General features: G+C 71.5%; 15 protein-coding genes and 1 pseudogene. 2 read left to right on the top strand and 14 right to left on the bottom strand.

Translation table 11 applies throughout. The annotated features are described in order from the left end of the window. Window positions 1–2: 2 nt before the first annotated feature. The 14 genes and pseudogenes from QF032_RS05120 to QF032_RS05055 form a co-directional block, all read right to left on the bottom strand. On the bottom strand, window positions 3–524 hold the full coding sequence (locus QF032_RS05120) for a 3-hydroxyanthranilate 3,4-dioxygenase (RefSeq protein ID WP_307040433.1): 522 nt from the start codon (window positions 522–524) through the stop codon (window positions 3–5). A gap of 26 nt (window positions 525–550) precedes the next feature. After that, complete coding sequence (locus tag QF032_RS05115; protein ID WP_307055097.1) at window positions 551–979, bottom strand: RidA family protein; 429 nt, start codon at window positions 977–979, stop codon at window positions 551–553. Continuing rightward, window positions 979–1,740, bottom strand: a complete 762-nt coding sequence (locus tag QF032_RS05110) for a 2-keto-4-pentenoate hydratase (protein WP_307040428.1) — start codon at window positions 1,738–1,740, stop codon at window positions 979–981. The genes QF032_RS05115 and QF032_RS05110 overlap by 1 nt, the downstream gene beginning before the upstream one ends. After that, window positions 1,737–2,784 (bottom strand): annotated as a pseudogene (gene dmpG, locus QF032_RS05105) (4-hydroxy-2-oxovalerate aldolase). Before dmpG ends, QF032_RS05110 begins: the two are co-directional and overlap by 4 nt. Then, the gene (locus QF032_RS05100; RefSeq protein ID WP_307055095.1) at window positions 2,784–3,743 is read right to left on the bottom strand and encodes an acetaldehyde dehydrogenase (acetylating); all 960 of its coding nucleotides are present in this window, start codon (window positions 3,741–3,743) and stop codon (window positions 2,784–2,786) included. Before QF032_RS05100 ends, dmpG begins: the two are co-directional and overlap by 1 nt. Next, entirely contained in the window at window positions 3,740–4,585 is an 846-nt protein-coding gene (locus QF032_RS05095) for a 2-keto-4-pentenoate hydratase (RefSeq protein WP_373430294.1), read from the bottom strand. Before QF032_RS05095 ends, QF032_RS05100 begins: the two co-directional genes overlap by 4 nt. Beyond that, entirely contained in the window at window positions 4,582–6,057 is a 1,476-nt protein-coding gene (locus QF032_RS05090) for a 2-hydroxymuconic semialdehyde dehydrogenase (RefSeq protein ID WP_307055094.1), read from the bottom strand. Before QF032_RS05090 ends, QF032_RS05095 begins: the two co-directional genes overlap by 4 nt. 161 nt (window positions 6,058–6,218) lie before the next feature. Further along, window positions 6,219–7,688 (bottom strand): amino acid permease, encoded by a 1,470-nt coding sequence (locus tag QF032_RS05085; protein WP_307055092.1) that lies wholly within the window; start codon window positions 7,686–7,688, stop codon window positions 6,219–6,221. Next, window positions 7,685–8,983: a kynureninase gene (gene kynU / locus QF032_RS05080; RefSeq protein ID WP_307055090.1), complete on the bottom strand. Its 1,299-nt coding sequence runs from the start codon at window positions 8,981–8,983 to the stop codon at window positions 7,685–7,687. The genes QF032_RS05085 and kynU overlap by 4 nt, the downstream gene beginning before the upstream one ends. 124 nt (window positions 8,984–9,107) lie before the next feature. Further along, on the bottom strand, window positions 9,108–9,989 hold the full coding sequence (locus QF032_RS05075) for an alpha/beta hydrolase (protein WP_307055088.1): 882 nt from the start codon (window positions 9,987–9,989) through the stop codon (window positions 9,108–9,110). Then, a complete protein-coding gene (locus QF032_RS05070; protein ID WP_307040414.1) occupies window positions 9,986–11,113 on the bottom strand; it encodes an indoleamine 2,3-dioxygenase in 1,128 nt (375 codons plus the stop codon). Before QF032_RS05070 ends, QF032_RS05075 begins: the two co-directional genes overlap by 4 nt. Window positions 11,114–11,485: 372 nt before the next feature. Further along, window positions 11,486–11,884: a hypothetical protein gene (locus QF032_RS05065; protein ID WP_307040412.1), complete on the bottom strand. Its 399-nt coding sequence runs from the start codon at window positions 11,882–11,884 to the stop codon at window positions 11,486–11,488. Window positions 11,885–12,037: 153 nt separating this feature from the next. Further along, the gene (locus tag QF032_RS05060; protein ID WP_307055086.1) at window positions 12,038–12,697 is read right to left on the bottom strand and encodes a response regulator; all 660 of its coding nucleotides are present in this window, start codon (window positions 12,695–12,697) and stop codon (window positions 12,038–12,040) included. Then, a complete protein-coding gene (locus QF032_RS05055; RefSeq protein WP_307055084.1) occupies window positions 12,694–13,890 on the bottom strand; it encodes a sensor histidine kinase in 1,197 nt (398 codons plus the stop codon). The genes QF032_RS05060 and QF032_RS05055 overlap by 4 nt, the downstream gene beginning before the upstream one ends. A 161-nt stretch (window positions 13,891–14,051) precedes the next feature. On the opposite strand from QF032_RS05055, the gene QF032_RS05050 reads away from it, so the two are divergent. Beyond that, complete coding sequence (locus QF032_RS05050) at window positions 14,052–14,795, top strand: ABC transporter ATP-binding protein (protein WP_307055083.1); 744 nt, start codon at window positions 14,052–14,054, stop codon at window positions 14,793–14,795. After that, entirely contained in the window at window positions 14,795–16,804 is a 2,010-nt protein-coding gene (locus QF032_RS05045) for an FtsX-like permease family protein (RefSeq protein WP_307055081.1), read from the top strand. Before QF032_RS05050 ends, QF032_RS05045 begins: the two co-directional genes overlap by 1 nt. Window positions 16,805–16,987 lie beyond the last annotated feature (183 nt).

The following is a 16,987-nucleotide window of genomic DNA, read 5'->3' as shown; positions in this document are numbered from 1 at the left end:
GGTCATCCCTTCCCGGGGTGCTCGGTCCCGCAGGCGCCGCAGACGCGCGCCTGCGGGTCGTCGTAGAAGGCGGCGAAGACCGGAGGCAGGTCGGCCATGATGTCGGTCACCTGGAGTTCCACCTCGTGGATGAGGGCGTGGCACTGGGGGCAGTACCACTGGAACTTCTCCAGGGTGCCCGGCTCACGGACGCGTTCGATGACCAGGCCGATGCTGTCGGCTTCCGGGCGCTGCGGGGAGTGCGGGAGGTTCCCGGGCAGCAGCCAGGTCTCTCCCTCCCGGATGGGCACGGAGTGCGGCCCGTCCTCGGTCATGACGTTGACGTACATGCTGCCGCGCAGCTGGTGGAACCACTCCTCGTACGGGTCGACGTGGTAATCGGTGCGCTGGTTGGGGCCCCCGACGACCTGCACGATGAAGTCCGTGCCCAGGGCCATGGTGCGGTTGTTGACGGGCGGCTTGAGCAGGTGGGCGTGGTCAGCGATCCACTTCTGGAAGTGGATGACCTCGGGGATGGTGGTCATGACGGTGTCCTTCCGGGATGAGCGGGTCAGTGGCCCTGGCGGTGGTGGGTGAGGGTGGCGATGGCCTGCATCTCGATGAGCAGGTGCGGGTGCGGCAGCTGGTGGACGGCGACCGTGGTGCGGGTGGGGCCGTCGACGTCGAAGTACTCGGCGAAGACCTCGTTGTAGCCGCCGAAGTCGTTCATGGAGACCAGGTAGGTCGTGATCTGGGCGATGTCCTCCAGGCCGGCGCCCACGGACTTGAGGATGGCCCGCAGGTTCCCGATGACGGCGCGGGTCTGGGCACGGATGTCCAGGGTGGTCGTGCCCAGGGCGTCGGCCTCGGCGCCCTCGAAGGTGTTGTCCGGCCTGCGGGAACTGGCGCCGGAGACGAAGACGAGGTCACCGACGACCTTGACGTGGGGGAAGCGCCCCCGGGGGGTGGCCAGTCCGTCGACGACGTGTGCGGTGTGCATCAGCGGCCTTTCAGCGTGACGATGCCGAGCCCCGCGATGTGGCACGCGGTGACGCCGGCGGTGAGCGGCAGGGCGGCGGTGGCGGCGCCGGCCAGGACGATCTGTCCGGGTGCGAGGGGGATGCGGCGCTTGCGGCAGATGGCGAGCAGGGCGTGCAGGGCGGCCAGGGGCGCTCCGAGGATCGCCGCGGTGGATCCGACGGCCTCCCGCTGTGGGGTGCGCAGCCGCACCGCCTTGTTCGCCACATCGCCCAGCGGACGCCAGGCGCCGACGGCGTAGGCGGCGGCCGAGGTGTTGTCGGCGACGACGTCGGTGACGGTGAAGCGGAAGTCCTGGTACCGGGAATCGATGACCTCCAGGGCCGGGGCCACCGCGTCCACGCACGCTTCGATCTCCGTCGTGGGGTCGTCGAGATCGACGTACTCGCTCAGCCGGAACGCCACCTCCGGCTCGACCCGGGGATGGATGAGGTCCGACAGGTCCAGCTCCGCGCCGTCGCCGATCCGCATGGCGTCGGTCAGACGTCCCACGATGACCTCGGAGACGCCCATCTGCGCCATCTTCGCCTTGCTCGTGAAGCCGAGTTTCACGCCGGTGAGCCGCTCCCCCGTGGCCTTCCGCAGGCCGACCAGGGCGTCCTGTACGGCGTAGGCGTCGTCGATGGCGAGGGGGTGGGTGTCGGTGATGCCGGGGATGGGGCTCCGGCCGTTGCGGGCAGTGTCCAGACGATGGGCGAGTTCCAGATGGCTGGGGTTGGTCATGCCGCACCTTCTGCCGTGACGCACTGGTCCGTGGCCGTGGTGGAGGCCCGGACCAGGTCCAGGGCGATGTCGGTGAGCAGGTCCTCCTGGCCGCCGACCAGGCCACGGCGGCCGGCCTCCTGCAGCAGATGACGGGAGTCGATCCCGTGTCGCGCCGCGACCCGGGCCGCGTGCAGCAGGAAGCTGGAGTACACGCCCGCCCCGGCCGAGCGTCAGGGTGTCGCGGTCGACCTGGACGGGCCGTTCCCGCAGGGGCCGGACGAGCTCCTCGGCGGCGTCCTGGAGGGCGAGCAGATCGCAGCCGTGGTGCCAGCCCATCAGGTCCGCCACGGCGACGAACGGCTCCGCGGGGCAGTTCCCGGCCCCGGCTCCCTGTCCGGCGAGGGCGACGTCCACGCGCAGCGCCCCGTGCCCGACGGCCGTGAGGCTGTTGGCGACCGACAGCGACAGGTTCTCGTGGGCGTGGATGCCGATCTGCGTGTCCTCGGCGAGGACCTGGCGCAGGGCGTCGACGCGTACGGCGACATCGGTCATGGTCAGCCGCCCGGCGGAGTCGGTGACGTAGACGCAGTGGGCGCCGTAGGACTCCATCAGCCGTGCCTGCTCGGCGAGCCGGGCCGGAGTGGCCATGTGACTCATCATCAGGAAGCCGCAGACGTCCATCCCGTTCTCGCGTGCCCAGGCGATGTGCTGCGCGCTGATGTCGGCCTCGGTGCAGTGGGTGGCCACGCGCACGCTGCCCACCCCGAGGTCCCTGGCACGGCGCAGGTCGGCGATCGTGCCGATGCCCGGCAGCAGCAGAGTGGTCAGGGTGGCGTTCTCGATCACCTCGGCCGCGGCCCGGATCCATTCGTCGTCGGTGTGGGCCCCGAACCCGTAGGTGGCGCTGGAGCCGCCGAGACCGTCGCCGTGAGCGACCTCGATGGCGTCGACCCCGGCGCGGTCGAGGGCGGCCACGATGTCACGGACTTGGGCGGTGGTGTAGCGGTGTCCGACGGCGTGCATGCCGTCCCGCAGGGTCACGTCCTGTACGTAGATGTGCATCAGCTCACCCATCCTCGGAGTTCGGCCATGCGCTCGGCCGTCCGCAGGGCGGCGGAGGTCATGATGTCGAGATTGCCGGCGTATTCCGGCAGGTAGTGGCCCGCGCCGCGGACCTGCAGGAAGCAGGTGACCTGCGTGCCCGTCACATGACGGCCCAGGTGCGGGATCCACACCTCGTGCAGGGCGTCGAACTGCACGTCCTGCACGAGTTCGTAGCCGGGCACGTACTCCTGGACGTCCCGCACGGTCTGCCGCACCGAGTCCTCGATGGCCTCGAGCGTGCCGGCCGTGGCGTCCTCGACGACGCAGAGGACGGTGTTGCGCATCACCACCGGCGGGTCGGCCGGGTTGAGCACGATGACGGCCTTGGCCGTGTCGGCGCCCGCGACCTCGCGCAGCGCCCGGCTGGTGGTCTCGGTGAACTCGTCGATGTTGGCACGGGTGCCGGGGCCGGCGGAACGGGAGGAGAGGGAGGCCACGATCTCGGCGTAGGCCACCGGGACCACCCGGGAGACGGCCGCGGCGATGGGTACGGTGGCCTGCCCGCCGCAGGTGACCATGTTGACGTCGTCGGCGGCGAGGTGCTTCTCCAGGTTCACCGAGGGGACCGTGAGGGGCCCCGACGCGGCCGGAGTGAGGTCGATGATCAGCTTGCCGTGTTCGCGGCAGACTTCGGCATGGCGCCTGTGGGCGCCGGCCGAGGTCGCGTCGAACACGATGCGGACCTCGGCGAACTCGTCCATCGCGGCGAGACCGTCGATCCCCTCGTGGGTGGTGGCCACCTGCAGGCGCCGGGCGCGGGCCAGGCCCTCGGAGGCCGGGTCGATACCCGCCATGGCCGCCGTCCGCAGGATCTCCGACTGCCGGAGCACCTTGATCATCAGGTCGGTGCCGATGTTTCCCGAGCCCAGGATGGCGACCTTGACGCCGCCGGCCGCGGTCGCGGCTTCGGTGCTCATACGTTCTCCTCGATCCGCGACTCGACACTGCCGAGTCCATCCAGTTCCAGGCGGTACCGGCCCCCGCCGGTGATCTCCACCATCGGGCCCAGGGCACCGGACATCACCACGTCACCGGCGCGCAGGGGCTGCCCCCGTCGGGCCAGCTCGCGGGCCAGCCAGGTGACGGCGACGACCGGAGAACCGAGGCAGGCGTGGCCCGCGCCGAAGGAGACGGGCTCCTCGTCCCGGTACAGCGTCATCCCGACCTGGGCCAGGTCGAGGCCGTTCAGGGTGTGCGGGACGGTACCCAGCACGACGGCGCCGCTGGAGGCGTTGTCGGCGACGGTGTCGGCGATGGTCAGGTCCCACCGGCTGATGCGGGAGTCCACGATCTCGATGGCCGGCACGACGAAGGCGGTGGCCCGCAGGACGTCCGCGACAGTGGCACCCGGCAGGTCCAGGTCGCTGTCGAGGACGAAGGCGATCTCTCCTTCGGCCCGCGGCTGCACGAACCGGTCCAGCGCCACAGGCTCACCGTGGGCGAACACCATGTCGTCGAAGAGCATCCCGAAGTCGGGTTCGAAGACGCCGAACTGCTCCTGCACGGCGGGCGCGGTCAGGCCGATCTTGGCGCCGACACGGCGTGCTCCCGCGGCCGTCCGCGCGGCGGCCAGGCGGCGCTGAACCTCGTACGCGGCGTCTATGCCGGTATCGCTCAGTAGGTCGCGTACGGGTGCGCAGGGCGTTCGGGTGGCCGCAGCGCCGGTCAGGCGGGACACGGCGGCCTCGACCGCGTCGCCGGGGCCGTCTCCGGCCCGTGGGCCCGAGGCGTCGGGGTGGGTGTCGATGTCGGTCCTCACAGCTGCACGCACACATTCGTCGGTTCGGTGTAGAAGTGGAGCGAGGAGGCGCCGCCCTCCCGGCCGATACCGGACAGCCCGGCACCGCCGAACGGCGAGCGCAGATCGCGCAGGAACCAGGTGTTGACCCAGGCCATGCCCACCTCCATGCGCTGGGCGACCCGGTGGCCGCGGCGCAGGTCGTTGGTCCACACCGCGGCGGCGAGACCGTAGGGGGTGTTGTTGGCCAGGGCGACGGCCTCCTCTTCGGTGTCGAAGGGGATGAGGGCGGCGACGGGTCCGAAGATCTCCTCGCGTACGGGGCGGTCGGCGTTGGTCAAACCGGTCCACAGGGTGGGTTCGATCCACGCGCCGCCGTCGAGGTCCGGCCCGAGGTCCGGTGTCCCGCCCCCGGCGACCACCTTGGCGCCGGCGGCTTCTGCCAGGTCGAAGTAGCGCAGTACCTTGCGCCGGTGCTCGTGGGAGATCAGCGGGCCGGTGGTGGTGCGGGCGCTGAACGGGTCGCCGAGCCGCAGCCGGGCGGCTCGCTCGGCCAGGCCGTCGACGATGTCCGTGAACACGGCCCGGTGGACGTAGAGCCGCTCGGTGCACAGGCACACCTGACCTGTGTTGGTGAAGACCGACCGGGAGAGGCCGTCGAGTGCCTCCTCGACGTCGACGTCGTCGAAGACGATCGCTGCGTTCTTGCCGCCGAGTTCGAAGGACACCGGGCGAACCCCGGGCGCCGCCGCCCGCATCACCTCGGATCCGGTGGCGGACGATCCGGTGAACGTGATGCCGTCCACGCCCGGATGGGTCACCAGGAACTCGCCCGCGGAGCCGGGGCCGAAGCCGTGCACGACGTTGTACGCCCCGGCGGGCAGACCGGCGTCGGCCAGCACCTCGGCCAGCAGGGTGGCGGTGGACGGGGTTTCCTCACTGGGCTTGACGACCACCGCGTTGCCGCAGGCGAGCGCGGGGGCGACCTTCCAGGTGAGCAGCAGCAGAGGCAGATTCCACGGCACGATCACGGCCACCACGCCCAGTGGCTTGCGCACCGCGTAGTTCAGGGCGCGGCGCCCGCCCGGCAGGTCGGTGAGGAACGAGTCCTGGCCGGCGGCGGCCACGATGTCGGCGAACGCGCGGAAGTTGGCGACAGCGCGGGCGACGTCGAGTTCACGGGCCTGCGTCACGGGCTTGCCCGTGTCGCCGACCTCCGCGGCCACGAAGTCCTCGAAGCGCTCCTCGATCAGGTCGGCGACCCGGCGCAACAGCGCCGTGCGCTCCCGGACGGGAGTATCGGCCCAGCCGTCCTCCAGTGCGCCACGGGCCGAACGGACCGAGCGGTCCACCAGGGCCCGGTCCGCCTCGTGCACGGTGGCCAACGGCGTGCCGGTGGCCGGGTTGGTCTTGGTGAAGCAGCGTTCGGGGTCGGGTTCCGCGAAGGCGCCGCCGACGAAGTTGCGGATGACGGGCACGGTTTCAGTGGGCATGGGGTGCCTCCAGCGGGGCGGGCGCCGCGGTGGTCCGGAGGGAGCCGGATGCGTGATCGAGCCGCATCGGCCTGCGGCGGCCGATCGTCGGTGGTGAGTGCGGGGTGCTGCCTCCGGCGGCTGTCGCGTCTGTCCGGGGCTCCGGTGGGAGGAACGGCTGATCACGCATCGACGGCCTCCTCGCTAGGCGCGGCCCTCGTGTGGCGGTTCACCACGTGGCGCACCCTGAGGGCGTACACCAGCAGCAGGGCGAGGGTGAAGCCGGTGCCGACCCAGGCGGCCTGCGCCATCACGGGCACCACCGCGGCGGTCGCGGCCACCGCCAGCACACCCGCGATACCGGCCCAGGCCGTCCACGCCCCGCCCCACACCCGCAGGCCCTGCCCCGTCGCCGGGGCGTCGGAGCGACGGAAGGCGAGATAGGAGGCGAGGATCAGCAGCCACACCAGGAGGACGGAGAAGATGGCGACGGAGACCAGCACGTTGAAGACGCTGTCGACCCCGAATGCGGCGAGCAGGGCTGCCGCGACGATGCCGGCGGCGGAGACCACCAGGGCCCGCACCGGGACCCCGCGAGTGTCCACACGGGCCAGCACAGCGGGGGCGCATCTGTCGTGGCCGAGCGAGTGCAGGAAGCGGCTGGCCGCGTAGAGCTGGGCGTTGGCCGAGGAGATCGCCGCGATCAGCACGATGGCGTTGGTCAGTGAGGCGGCGGCAGGAATGCCGATCTGGCTGAAGACGCGGACGAACGGGCTGCCGGTGATGCTCCCGTCGCCGCCTGCGGTGTCCCGCCACGGCACCAGGGTGACGATGATGCCGATGGACAGGATGTAGAACAGTCCGAGGCGCCAGACGAGTGCGCGCATCGCGGTGCGGATGGACCGCGTGGGGTCGGTCGTCTCCGCCGCCGAGATGGAGGTGGTCTCGAAGCCCACGAAGGCGAACATCACGACGGACAGGGCCGCCCAGACGGCCTGCGGTCCGTGGGGGAAGAAGCCGCCATCGGAGGTGAGGTTGCCCAGGCCGGCGGCCGGTGTGTGCGGCAGCCCGACGAACACCAGCAGCAGACCCGCGGCGATGAACACCACCACCGCGGTCACCTTCACGCTCGAGAGCCAGAACTCCGCGAGGCCGAAGGACCTGACGCTGACGATGTTGACCCCCAGCACCAAGGCGGCCACGGCCGCGATGAGCAGGAGCATCGGGGCCTGCGGCCACCAGTAGCGGATGTAGATCGCCGCCGCCACCACCTCACCGCCGATGGCCACCGTCGTCCCGGCCCAGAACAGCCACCGGACGAGGAAGCCCGCCCACGGGCCGAGGTAGAGGTGGGCGATGGTCCCGAAGGTGCCGCGCACGGGATGGACGATGGTCATCGCGCCCAGCACCCGGGCGATGATGGCGACGAGTACCGCCCCGGCGATGTAGGACAGGATCACGGCGGGACCGGCTGTGCCGATGGCCGAGCCGGATCCCAGGAAGAGGCCGGTGCCCAGGGCACAGCCCAGGCCGATCATGGTGGTCTGGCGGTGGGTGAGTGAACGGGTGAGCTCGCCCGTGGGCTGCCGGTCACCGCGTGTGGTGGGGGGCGGTCCCTGCGGGACGGGCGTCACGTTGCCGGTCTGGGTCATCTCTCCTCCGATACGGAGTGGGCCAGCGCGTCGGCGACCCGCCAGCAGTCGTGGAAGGTGGAGTACAGCGGCACCGGAGCCAGCCGGATGATGTCCGGCTCGCGGGCGTCGGCGATGACTCCGCGCTCGTGGCGCAGCGTCCGGGCGAGAGCGCCCGCCGTCGTACCGCCGACGCGCAGCGACAGCTGGGAGCCCCGGCGCCGCGGGTCCCTGGGGGTGATCACCGTCAGCGGACGGGTCGCGGTGACCTCGTCGAGCAGCCCCTCCAGGTATCCGGTCAGCTTCTCGCTGCGCTTGCGCAGCGCCACCATGCCGACGGTGTCGAAGATGTCCAGGGAGGTGCGCACGGGTCCCATGGCGAGGACCGGCGGGTTGGAGATGGCCCACGCGTCGGCCGTGGCGGGCGGGCTGGAGACCGGTTCCATCAGGAACCGGGTGGTGGCGTCGGTGCTCCACCACCCCTCGAAGCGGTGCAGGGTGCGGTCGGTGACATGCCGTTGGTGGATGAACACCCCGGACAGGGCCCCCGGGCCGGAGTTGAGGTACTTGTAGGAGCACCAGGCGGCGAAGTCGACGTTCCAGTCGTGCAGATGGAGCGGGACGTTGCCGGCCGCATGGGCCAGGTCCCAGCCGACCGTCGCACCCGCGGCGTGCCCGGCGGCGGTGATGGCGGGGATGTCCATCAGCTCGCCCGTGAGGTAGTTGACGCCGCCCAGCAGCACCAGCGCCACGGTGTGTCCTTGGCGGTCGAGGAAGTCGACGACGTCCTCCGTGCGCAGGCAGTCCTCTCCCGGGCGCGGACGCAGCCTGATGACCGCCTCGTCCGGGTCGAGCCCGTGAAACCGTACGTGGCTGCGCACGGCGTAGCTGTCGGAGGGGAAGGCGCTGTCCTCGATCACGATGTGGGTGCGCTCGCCCCGGGGGCGGTAGAAGGAGACCATCAGCAGATGCAGGTTCACCGTCAGGGAGTTCATGACGACGGTCTCTTCGGGCAGCGCCCCGACCAGACGTGCGGCCGGTTCGGTCAGCAGCCGGTGGTAGCCGAACCACGGGCGGACGGCGTCGTGGTGGCCCTCGACGCCGAAGCGGCTCCAGTCCGCCAGGTCTTCGATCAGTTCGGTCCGGACGGCCTTCGGCTGCAGGCCGAGGGAGTTGCCCGCGAAGTACGCCGCCTCGGGGTATCCGCCGCCGTCGGCGGGCGGTAGGTGGAACAACTCCCGGTGGCCCGGCAGGGCTTCGTCGAGTTGGTGGGCCTCGCCTTCCGAGGCGGTCAGGTGAGTGAGCAAGGTGTGCACTTCCTCAGATGTCTAGCCGGTGGACCGGCGCGGCCGGACCGGGCGGTGTGGCCGTTCGCGTGGACTGCGGGCCGACGCGAACGGCGGATCTGGATGGACGGCTGAGCCAGGTGGGCGGCAGGCCTTACGCGGACGGCAGGCCCAGCAGCCGGCGCGTCTCGGCGTGCGCCCGGGTGGAGGGCGTGCCGAGGTCCATGGGTGAGTCGAAGTGGTTGCGTCCGGGCTGCTCGAACGCGGTGACGTGGCACCCCTGCCGGCGCAGATGCGCCGCGTACACAGAGGACTGCCGCTTGAACTCGTCCGTCTCACGCTCTCCCCAGGCGATCACCACGGGGCAGCGCACCCCGGTCAGGAACAGGGGGCTGCAGTCCCGGACTTCGCCGGCGTCGATGCGGACGACGTCGTTGACGTAGGTCTGTCGCACCGGGGCCAGGTCGTAGATGCCGCCGAACAGCAAGGCGCCCGCGATGGGGGCGGCGGGCAGACCCCACTGCCGCCAGCGCGTGGCGAGCAGCATGGCGGCCAGATGGGCCCCGGCCGACGACCCGGCGACCACGATCCGCCCGGGGTCGATACGGTGGTCAGCCGCGCGGTGCCACAACCAGGCGAAGGCCCTGCGTACCTGGTCGACGATGTCCGAGAGCCTGGCCCGCGGGGCCAGCGTGTAGTCCGGGGTCGCGTAGACCGCGCCCGCCTCCACCAGGGCGGGAGCCGGGAACGCGGAGTCCTCCTTCGACAACTGCTGCCAGTACCCGCCGTGCACGAAGAACAGGGCGGGCCGGCTGTCCTTGCCCGGTCCCGAGGGACCGTAGACATCCAGCAGGTCGTCGGGGCTCGGCCCGAAACGAAGGTCTCGACGGGCCACGGGGGCCAGCTCGTGCCGAGCCAGACGACTGCTCTGGGCGTAGTCGTCCAGGAACGGCTGGATGTCGCCCACCAGGCTGCTGGGGGAGTACTGGGCGTCCAACTGCGCCTGGTCGAAGTCCCCGTACACCCGCGCCGTCATGGCAGCAGCCGTTCGGTGGTCTCCTCGCGCGACTTCCTCAGGAAGCTGACGAAATCACTGCCGCCGGTGCCCTTGGCGGTCTCCTCGTCGCGCTGGAACCGCTTGATGTAGCGCCCGGTGATGCCGATGTGCTGGGCCCTGAGCCGGACGAGGGACTCCACCGCCCCGTTGTAGGCGACGCACAGGCGCGGAGAGATGCTGCGGTGCCGTGCTACATAGCCGCGTACCGACGGACCGGCCTCCAGGTCCTCGAGGAAACGTCGGTGCGGCGCGGGCATGTACGCGCGCATGCCGGTCAGGAAACCCGCCGTCGACTCGTGCTCGTGCGGGATGTCGAGTCCGGCGTCGAAGGCCTGGATGAGGGAGCTCTGCGCGGCGCTTCCGCCGGCCAGCACCAGCGGTTCCCGGTCCACGCCCTCGAACCGCAGTCCCGGCGCGGACCAACCTGTGAGGAACGGCCTGATCCGGTGGTAGAAGACGTAGTGGTCGCACCAGCTCTCCACGTCGAGGAACGCGTCCGTCACCTGGTCGACGACACTGCGGATGCCGAACAGCGCCTCGGTGAGGCGGGCATGGTCCTCGGCCGCTACGGCATGCTGCGCCTGGACCAGCAGGGACAGCCCTGGGGCGCCGGCAAGCTCGACACCCACCGTCGCCAGGTAGAACCACTTCTCGTCGACACCGCCGAGGAACGTCACCTGGGTGTCGATGTTGGACATGCTCAGCGGTTCACCGGCGTCGATGCGCCGCCAGTTGTTCAGGACGATGGAGGCGTGGGCGGCGATCGGTGCCCGGTCCAGTTCCCGGGCGAGTGCGTGCAGGGGCCGCGCCACCGGTGCCGGAAGCGTGTCCACGGGGCTCTCGGCGCCCCAGACGTACGCGTTCGCCAGACAGCACAGCAGCAGCATGGCCCGCTCCTGCTCCCCCGCCGACCGGAGCCGGTCCGGAATCAGGACGGGCAGCGACTCCACCGCCGGGCGCAGACGTCCGGTCATGATCAGGGCCGCGATGTTCCGGCCGAGCCGTTCCCAGGGCTCGTAGTACACGGGCAACGCGTCCACCGGGTCCTCGCCGGGCACGAACCCGCGCTCGGCGTCGATGGCGTACTCGCTCAGCGTGGCCACCCGGGGCCTTGTGGCCCGGATGCGCGTCGTCTCAGGAATCGTCGTCTCAGGAATCACTGCACTGCCTCCTCGTGTGCCACACGAGGTTCGCCCCGCGTACGTGGTGGGGCATATGGGCGGCAGCACGAAGCCCAAGCGTTCTGATTGGGCTCGGGCACTACGCCGCTTCCGCTCCGGTCGCGAACGTAGAGGTCAGGGGCGGCGGGGGAGCATCCCATCGCCGGGTCGGCTCCGCCGTCCCAGTTTCTGCGTGTCCGCGGCCACTCGGGGACTCAGCGCAGGCGTGTGCCATGGGATGGAACGTTCTCCCCTGCGGCGCACAGGGCGTCATTGCGGGGCAGAACGGCACGGAGCCGAACAGCACGGAGCCGGTCAGGGCCGCAACCACGAAGACCCTGAGCCCGGCGGCGAGAAGCGGTCGAAGAACCAGCGGTCGAAGAAGCAGCGGTCGAAGAAGGGCGAATACCACGCAGTCTCGTCGGAGTCGAGATGGACGAGACGGCGGGGGCGCTGGTGGGGTCGCCGACCGGCGCCGTCGGCGATGTCGTTCAGCTCGGTCTGAATCCCCACAGGGGCTCTGGTGCGGGCGGTCACGTGCCGGCACACCCGGTTCACCACGACAACGGACTCCACCGTGCGGGCACTGGCCAGTTGGCACGGCAGCACCTGCGCGAGGGACTCACCGTCCGGTTCCCTCTTGACCGTCGCCACTTGTGGGCGCGTCGGCAGGGCCTGCCACGCCCCTCCGGCATACACGACACTCTCGGACATGGACCGGGACCACGGGCCCAGCGCTACTGAGAATCCGGCAGCAAGGAGTTGGCGATGCCGGCCGGCCGGGCCTGCGCCGTCTGGTTCCGATCGTAGGGACACATCGATACACGCCGTCCGAACTACCGGTTCGCAGCGGCTGCGCAGCCGGTCCTACCGTGCCCGCACCGTGCCGGACTCCCAGGCCCAGGCGGCGATCTCGACGCGGTTGCGGGCGTGGATCTTCTGCTGGATGTTGGCCAGGTGGGTCTTGACGGTGGACAGTGACACCACCAGTTGCTCGCAGATCTCCTGGTTGGTGCGGCCCACCGCGACGAGCCGGGCCACGTCCAGCTCGCGGTCGGTGAGGGGACTGTCGGCGTCCGGGGCGGGTCGCGTGGCGGACAGTTGCTTCAGCAGCCGGACGGTGACGGCGGGGGAGACCAGCGCGTCGCCGCGGGCGGCGGCACGCACCGCCTCGATCAGCAGGCTGGGCGGAGCGTCCTTGAGCAGGAAGCCGCAGGCCCCGTTGCGCAGCGCGGTGTGCACGTAGTCGTCCTGGTCGAACGTGGTGATCACCACGACCCGCGTCGGGTGGTGGACTCCGGGTCCCGCCAGGGCACGGGTGACGTCCAGGCCGTCCAGTTTCGGCATCCGGATGTCGACCAGGCACACGTCCGGGCTCAACCGGCGGGCCAGCTCCACGCAGGCGGCGCCGTCGGCGACCTCGGCGACCACCTCGATGCCGGGCTGTGCGTCGAGGATCAGCCGGAAGCCCATGCGGACCAGTTCCTGGTCGTCCGCGATCAGTACCCGGATCGCCGTGTCGTTCACGCCGGTGATCCTGCCACAGCGGCCAGCACGGGGAAGTCGGCGGTCACGCGCCAGCCGCCGTCGTCGGTGGGGACGGCGGTCAGCGTGCCCTCCACCGCTTCGACGCGTTCGCGCAAACCGACCAGCCCGAAGCCGCCGCGCCCGCCCACCGGGCCCGAATGGCGACCACCTGGCGCGGTGTTGTGCACCTCGACCCGCAGCCGGGACCCGGCCAGGTCGACCCGTACGGCCACCGCGGCACCGTACGCGTGGCGGCGCACGTTGGTCAGGGCCTCCTGCACGACGCGGTGCACGGAGGTCTCAACCTCGGGGGCGAGCCGTACCTCGCGGGCCGCCGCGCCGACGTGGAAATGGACGCCCGCCTCGTCCTCGGCGAACGCGGAGACCAGGCGGGCGATCTCCGCCCACACCTCACCGGGCCGGATGCCCTGGTGGTCGTCCTCGCGCAGGACCCGCACCAGGCGGCGCATCGAGTCCAGCGTCTCCGATCCGGACCGGCTGATGTTCTCCAGCAGCGGCCCGACCTGCTCCGGCGCGGTGTGCTGAAGGAGCAGCGCGGCATTGGCCTGGACGACGATGCCGGTGACGTGGTGGGCGACGAAGTCGTGCAGGTCGTGGGCGAGTTCCAGGCGCTGACGCTGGCGTACGGCGGCGATGTCGCGAGCCCGCTGCTCCTCCAGCAGCCCTGCCCGCAGGCCCCAGGCGAGAGCCAGGCCGACGGCGAGCGTCATCAGCAGGGACCCGGTGACGGAGTTGTCGCTGCCGTAGTGGATGTCCGTCGGCAGAGAGCGCAGCGGCATCGCCATGACCGCCACAGCCAGGGCTGCCGCCGCGACCGCCGCGGTCTTCGTGCGCGGCACGGCCGCCACCGTGCGGGAGAGCAGCACCAGCAGAGCGGCACTCTCCAGCAGCCCGAACGTACCGTTGCTGTCCGGGCTTGCCAAGGTGGCGATCACGGTCGTGAGGACGAGCGAGCCGCCGGCGACGACCGCGGCGCGTACCCGCACGGTCGCTCGGCGAGCGGGCCACAGCAGCGCCACGCAGATGAGCGGCCCTGACATCATCGGCAGCAAGCTCGTCCCGTGGTAGTCGGGCACCCCGTTGGCGAACACGTCGAGCAGCCCCAGCAGGCCTAGGACGATCCAGCCGACGGCGATCAGCGCCCTGCCGGGCAGCGGACTTTCGGAGTTCACGCCTCGCAGGATACGGAATGGGCGCTTCCCAGGTGCCTCGGCCGAATGGCCGATGTCCGGCCCCCACAACCGGCCGTCCGGCCGAGCCGGCCGGTCGCCGCGCGCGCCGAAAGTGAAGGCATGCAACGGCTGAACACCGCCTCCCCCGGGGAGAGCAACCGATGAACACCTCCTCCGCAGTCCTGGCCGGCACCGGCCTGTTCAAGTCCTACGGCACGGCCCGCGCCCTGGCCGGGGTCGACCTCGACGTGATGGCCGGCCAGTCACTGGCCGTCATGGGCCCGTCCGGCTCCGGCAAATCCACCCTGCTGCACTGCCTGGCCGGCATCGAACGACCCGACTCCGGCGAGGTGCTGCTGGACGGCAAGCGCATCGACCGGCTCGGCGAGCCGGCCCGCAGCGAGCTGCGCCGCACCGCGTTCGGCTTCGTCTTCCAGTCCGGCCAACTCCTGCCGGAACTGCCCGCCGACGAGAACGTCGCCCTGCCGCTGATGCTCGGCGGCACGGCACGCCGGACGGCCGTCGAGGAAGCCCGGCAGTGGTTCGGGCCGCTGGGCCTGCAAGGTCTGGAGGGCCGGCGTCCGGGGCAGCTCTCCGGCGGCCAGGCGCAGCGGGTGGCCATCGCCCGGGCCCTGGTCGGCCGCCCGAAAGTGATCTTCGCGGACGAACCGACCGGCGCACTGGACCAGGCCACCGGCATGGAGGTGATCCACCTGCTGACGGACGTCAGCCGCCGCCAGGGCGCCGCCCTCGTCCTGGTCACCCACGACGCGAACGTGGCCCGCTGGTGCGACCGCACGGTGCAGGTCCGTGACGGCAGGCTGGCCGAGTCTCACACAGAGACAGAGACAGAGTCCGGGGCCCGGACGGCAACCGGGACCGACGCGGAGGCGGGGATCCGGTGATGAGGGCACTGGACCGCACCACCTGGGCACTGACCTGGGGGCTCACGCGGGCCGGCGGCCGCACCGGCCTGCTCGCCACTGGGCTCGCGGTCGCGGCGGCGGCCGTGTCCACCACACTGCTGCTGCTGTGCGTCGCGCTGAACCTCGGCTTCCAGCACCGCGCGGACCGCACCGACTGGCGCAACCCTGTGGAGTCCTCGCGCCCGGTGGCGGTCGAGGCGGTCGGGACCACGTTCACCCGGGGAGTAGCCGTCACCGTCGTGGACGTCGCCCGACTGCCCGGACGTGCCGTTCCCGCTCCACCCGGTCTGGACCGCTTCCCCGCGCCCGGCGAACTGTGGGTCTCCCCGGCGTTCGGCGCCCTGCTCGACCGGCTGCCCGCCGACCGGCACCCGGTGTCCGGCACACCCACCGGAACCCTGGGCCGCGCGGCACTGGCCCACCCCGGTGAACTCGTCGCGGTGATCGGACACCGCCCCGGCGACCCGGCGGTCACCGCCGAGCGAGCGCCGGACCCGCGCCGGGTGGGGGACATCGTCTCGCCCACCCGCATCGCGTCCTTCACCGGTGCGCCGCTGACGGACGGCACGGGCAAGGCGTACGAGTCCGTGGCCCGGGTCGCCACCGTCCTTGTCATCGTTCCGCTGCTGGTGCTGGCGGCCTCCGCCGCGCGGCTGTCGGTCTCCCGCCGCGACCAGCGGCTCGCCGCGCTACGCCTGATCGGCGCCACCCCGGGCCGTGTCGCCGGGCTGACCGCCGCCGAAGCGTTGCTGACCGGAACGGCCGGGGTGCTGCTCGGCGCCCTGGGGTACGCCGTGCTGCTGCCGGCCGAGGCGAGCCTGCCGCTCGCGGGCGGCTCCTGGTACCCGGCCGACCTGTGGATCGGCGCACGACCGTTGCTCGTCGTGACGGCCGGGGTGATCGCGCTGGTCGTCGTCAGCGCGCTCGCCGGGCTCAGGCAGGTGGTCGTCGGTCCGCTGGGTGTGACCCGCCGCTCCCTCGGCCGTGGCGCGAGCGCCGTGCGGGCGGTGGTCTTCGTGGCCGTCGTCGCCGGATACGGCTGGATCAGCAAGCAGTACGGCAGCGACGACTCGATGGCGCTGTACGCGTTCGCCGCGGTTTTCCTGGCGCTGGCCGTGATGGGGCCCTGGGTGGTGCGAATCCTGGGCAGGATCGTCACCGCCCTGGCCAAGCGGCCCGCGACGCTCCTGGCCGGGCGTCGGCTCCTGGACGATCCCAAGGCAGCGTGGCGGATCGTCTCCGGGCTCACCCTGGCCGGTTTCGTCGCCGGCTTCTTCGCCCTGCTCACCCTGAACAGCGCTCCCCCGTGGGGGGGACGCCCCGACCAACTCGCCATCGCCGCACCGGTCCACACGGTGACGCAGGTGCGGAAACAGGCCGAACAGCGTCTGCGGGCCGCTGACGTGAGCGCCGTGGTCGGCGTGGACGACGGCTTCGTGGCCACGGCTCCCTACGACAGCCGTCAGGTCACCGTCACCGTCTCCGGCGGCCCGGCCGAACTGGACCGCGCCCGCACCGCGCTCTCCGGCCTGACGCCGGACCAGTACCCGCTCACCACCACCGACGTGAACTGGTCCGAGACACAGTTCACCCAGGACTTCACCACCCTCACCCGAGTGGTCCTCGTGGTGACCTTCACGATCGCCATCACCTCGGCCGGGATCACCGCGGCCGCCTCCGTCCTGGACCGCCGCCGCACCTACGCCCTGCTGCATTTGGCAGGAACCCCGCTACAGGTCCTGGACCGCGCCCGGAACCGGGAGACGCTCATCCCGGTCACGGTGCTGGCCGGCGGGGCCGTCGCGGCAGGGCTGCTGTGCGGGGGCTCGATGATGCTGGCCGGCGCCGACTCGTCGTTCGACGCACACGGCCTGACCGTTCTCGCGGTGTGCTGCGTCGCAGGGATCGGCGGGATTCTCGCGGCCGGCGGCCTGAGCCGTCCCCTGCTGCGCTCGGTCACCCGGCAGGCAGGAGCGCGCGACGAGTAGACGCCGTGGGGGCGGGCCCTCACCTCGCTTGACATCGACGACCCTTCGGCGTCTTGGTTCACGTCATCCCGGCATCACCGTCGGGCGACGGGACCTCGCCACGGCCGCGACGGCCGATCGGCAGCGGGTCGCCATCGCGCGGGCGCTCCCGCTGCGGCCGGAGCTGCTGCTGGACGAGCCGGT

It is taken from the genome of Streptomyces achromogenes (assembly GCF_030816715.1).
Taxonomy (GTDB): domain Bacteria; phylum Actinomycetota; class Actinomycetes; order Streptomycetales; family Streptomycetaceae; genus Streptomyces; species Streptomyces achromogenes_A.
The sequence above is the reverse complement of the archived record's forward strand: the minus strand, read 5'-3'. Positions and strand labels throughout refer to the sequence as shown.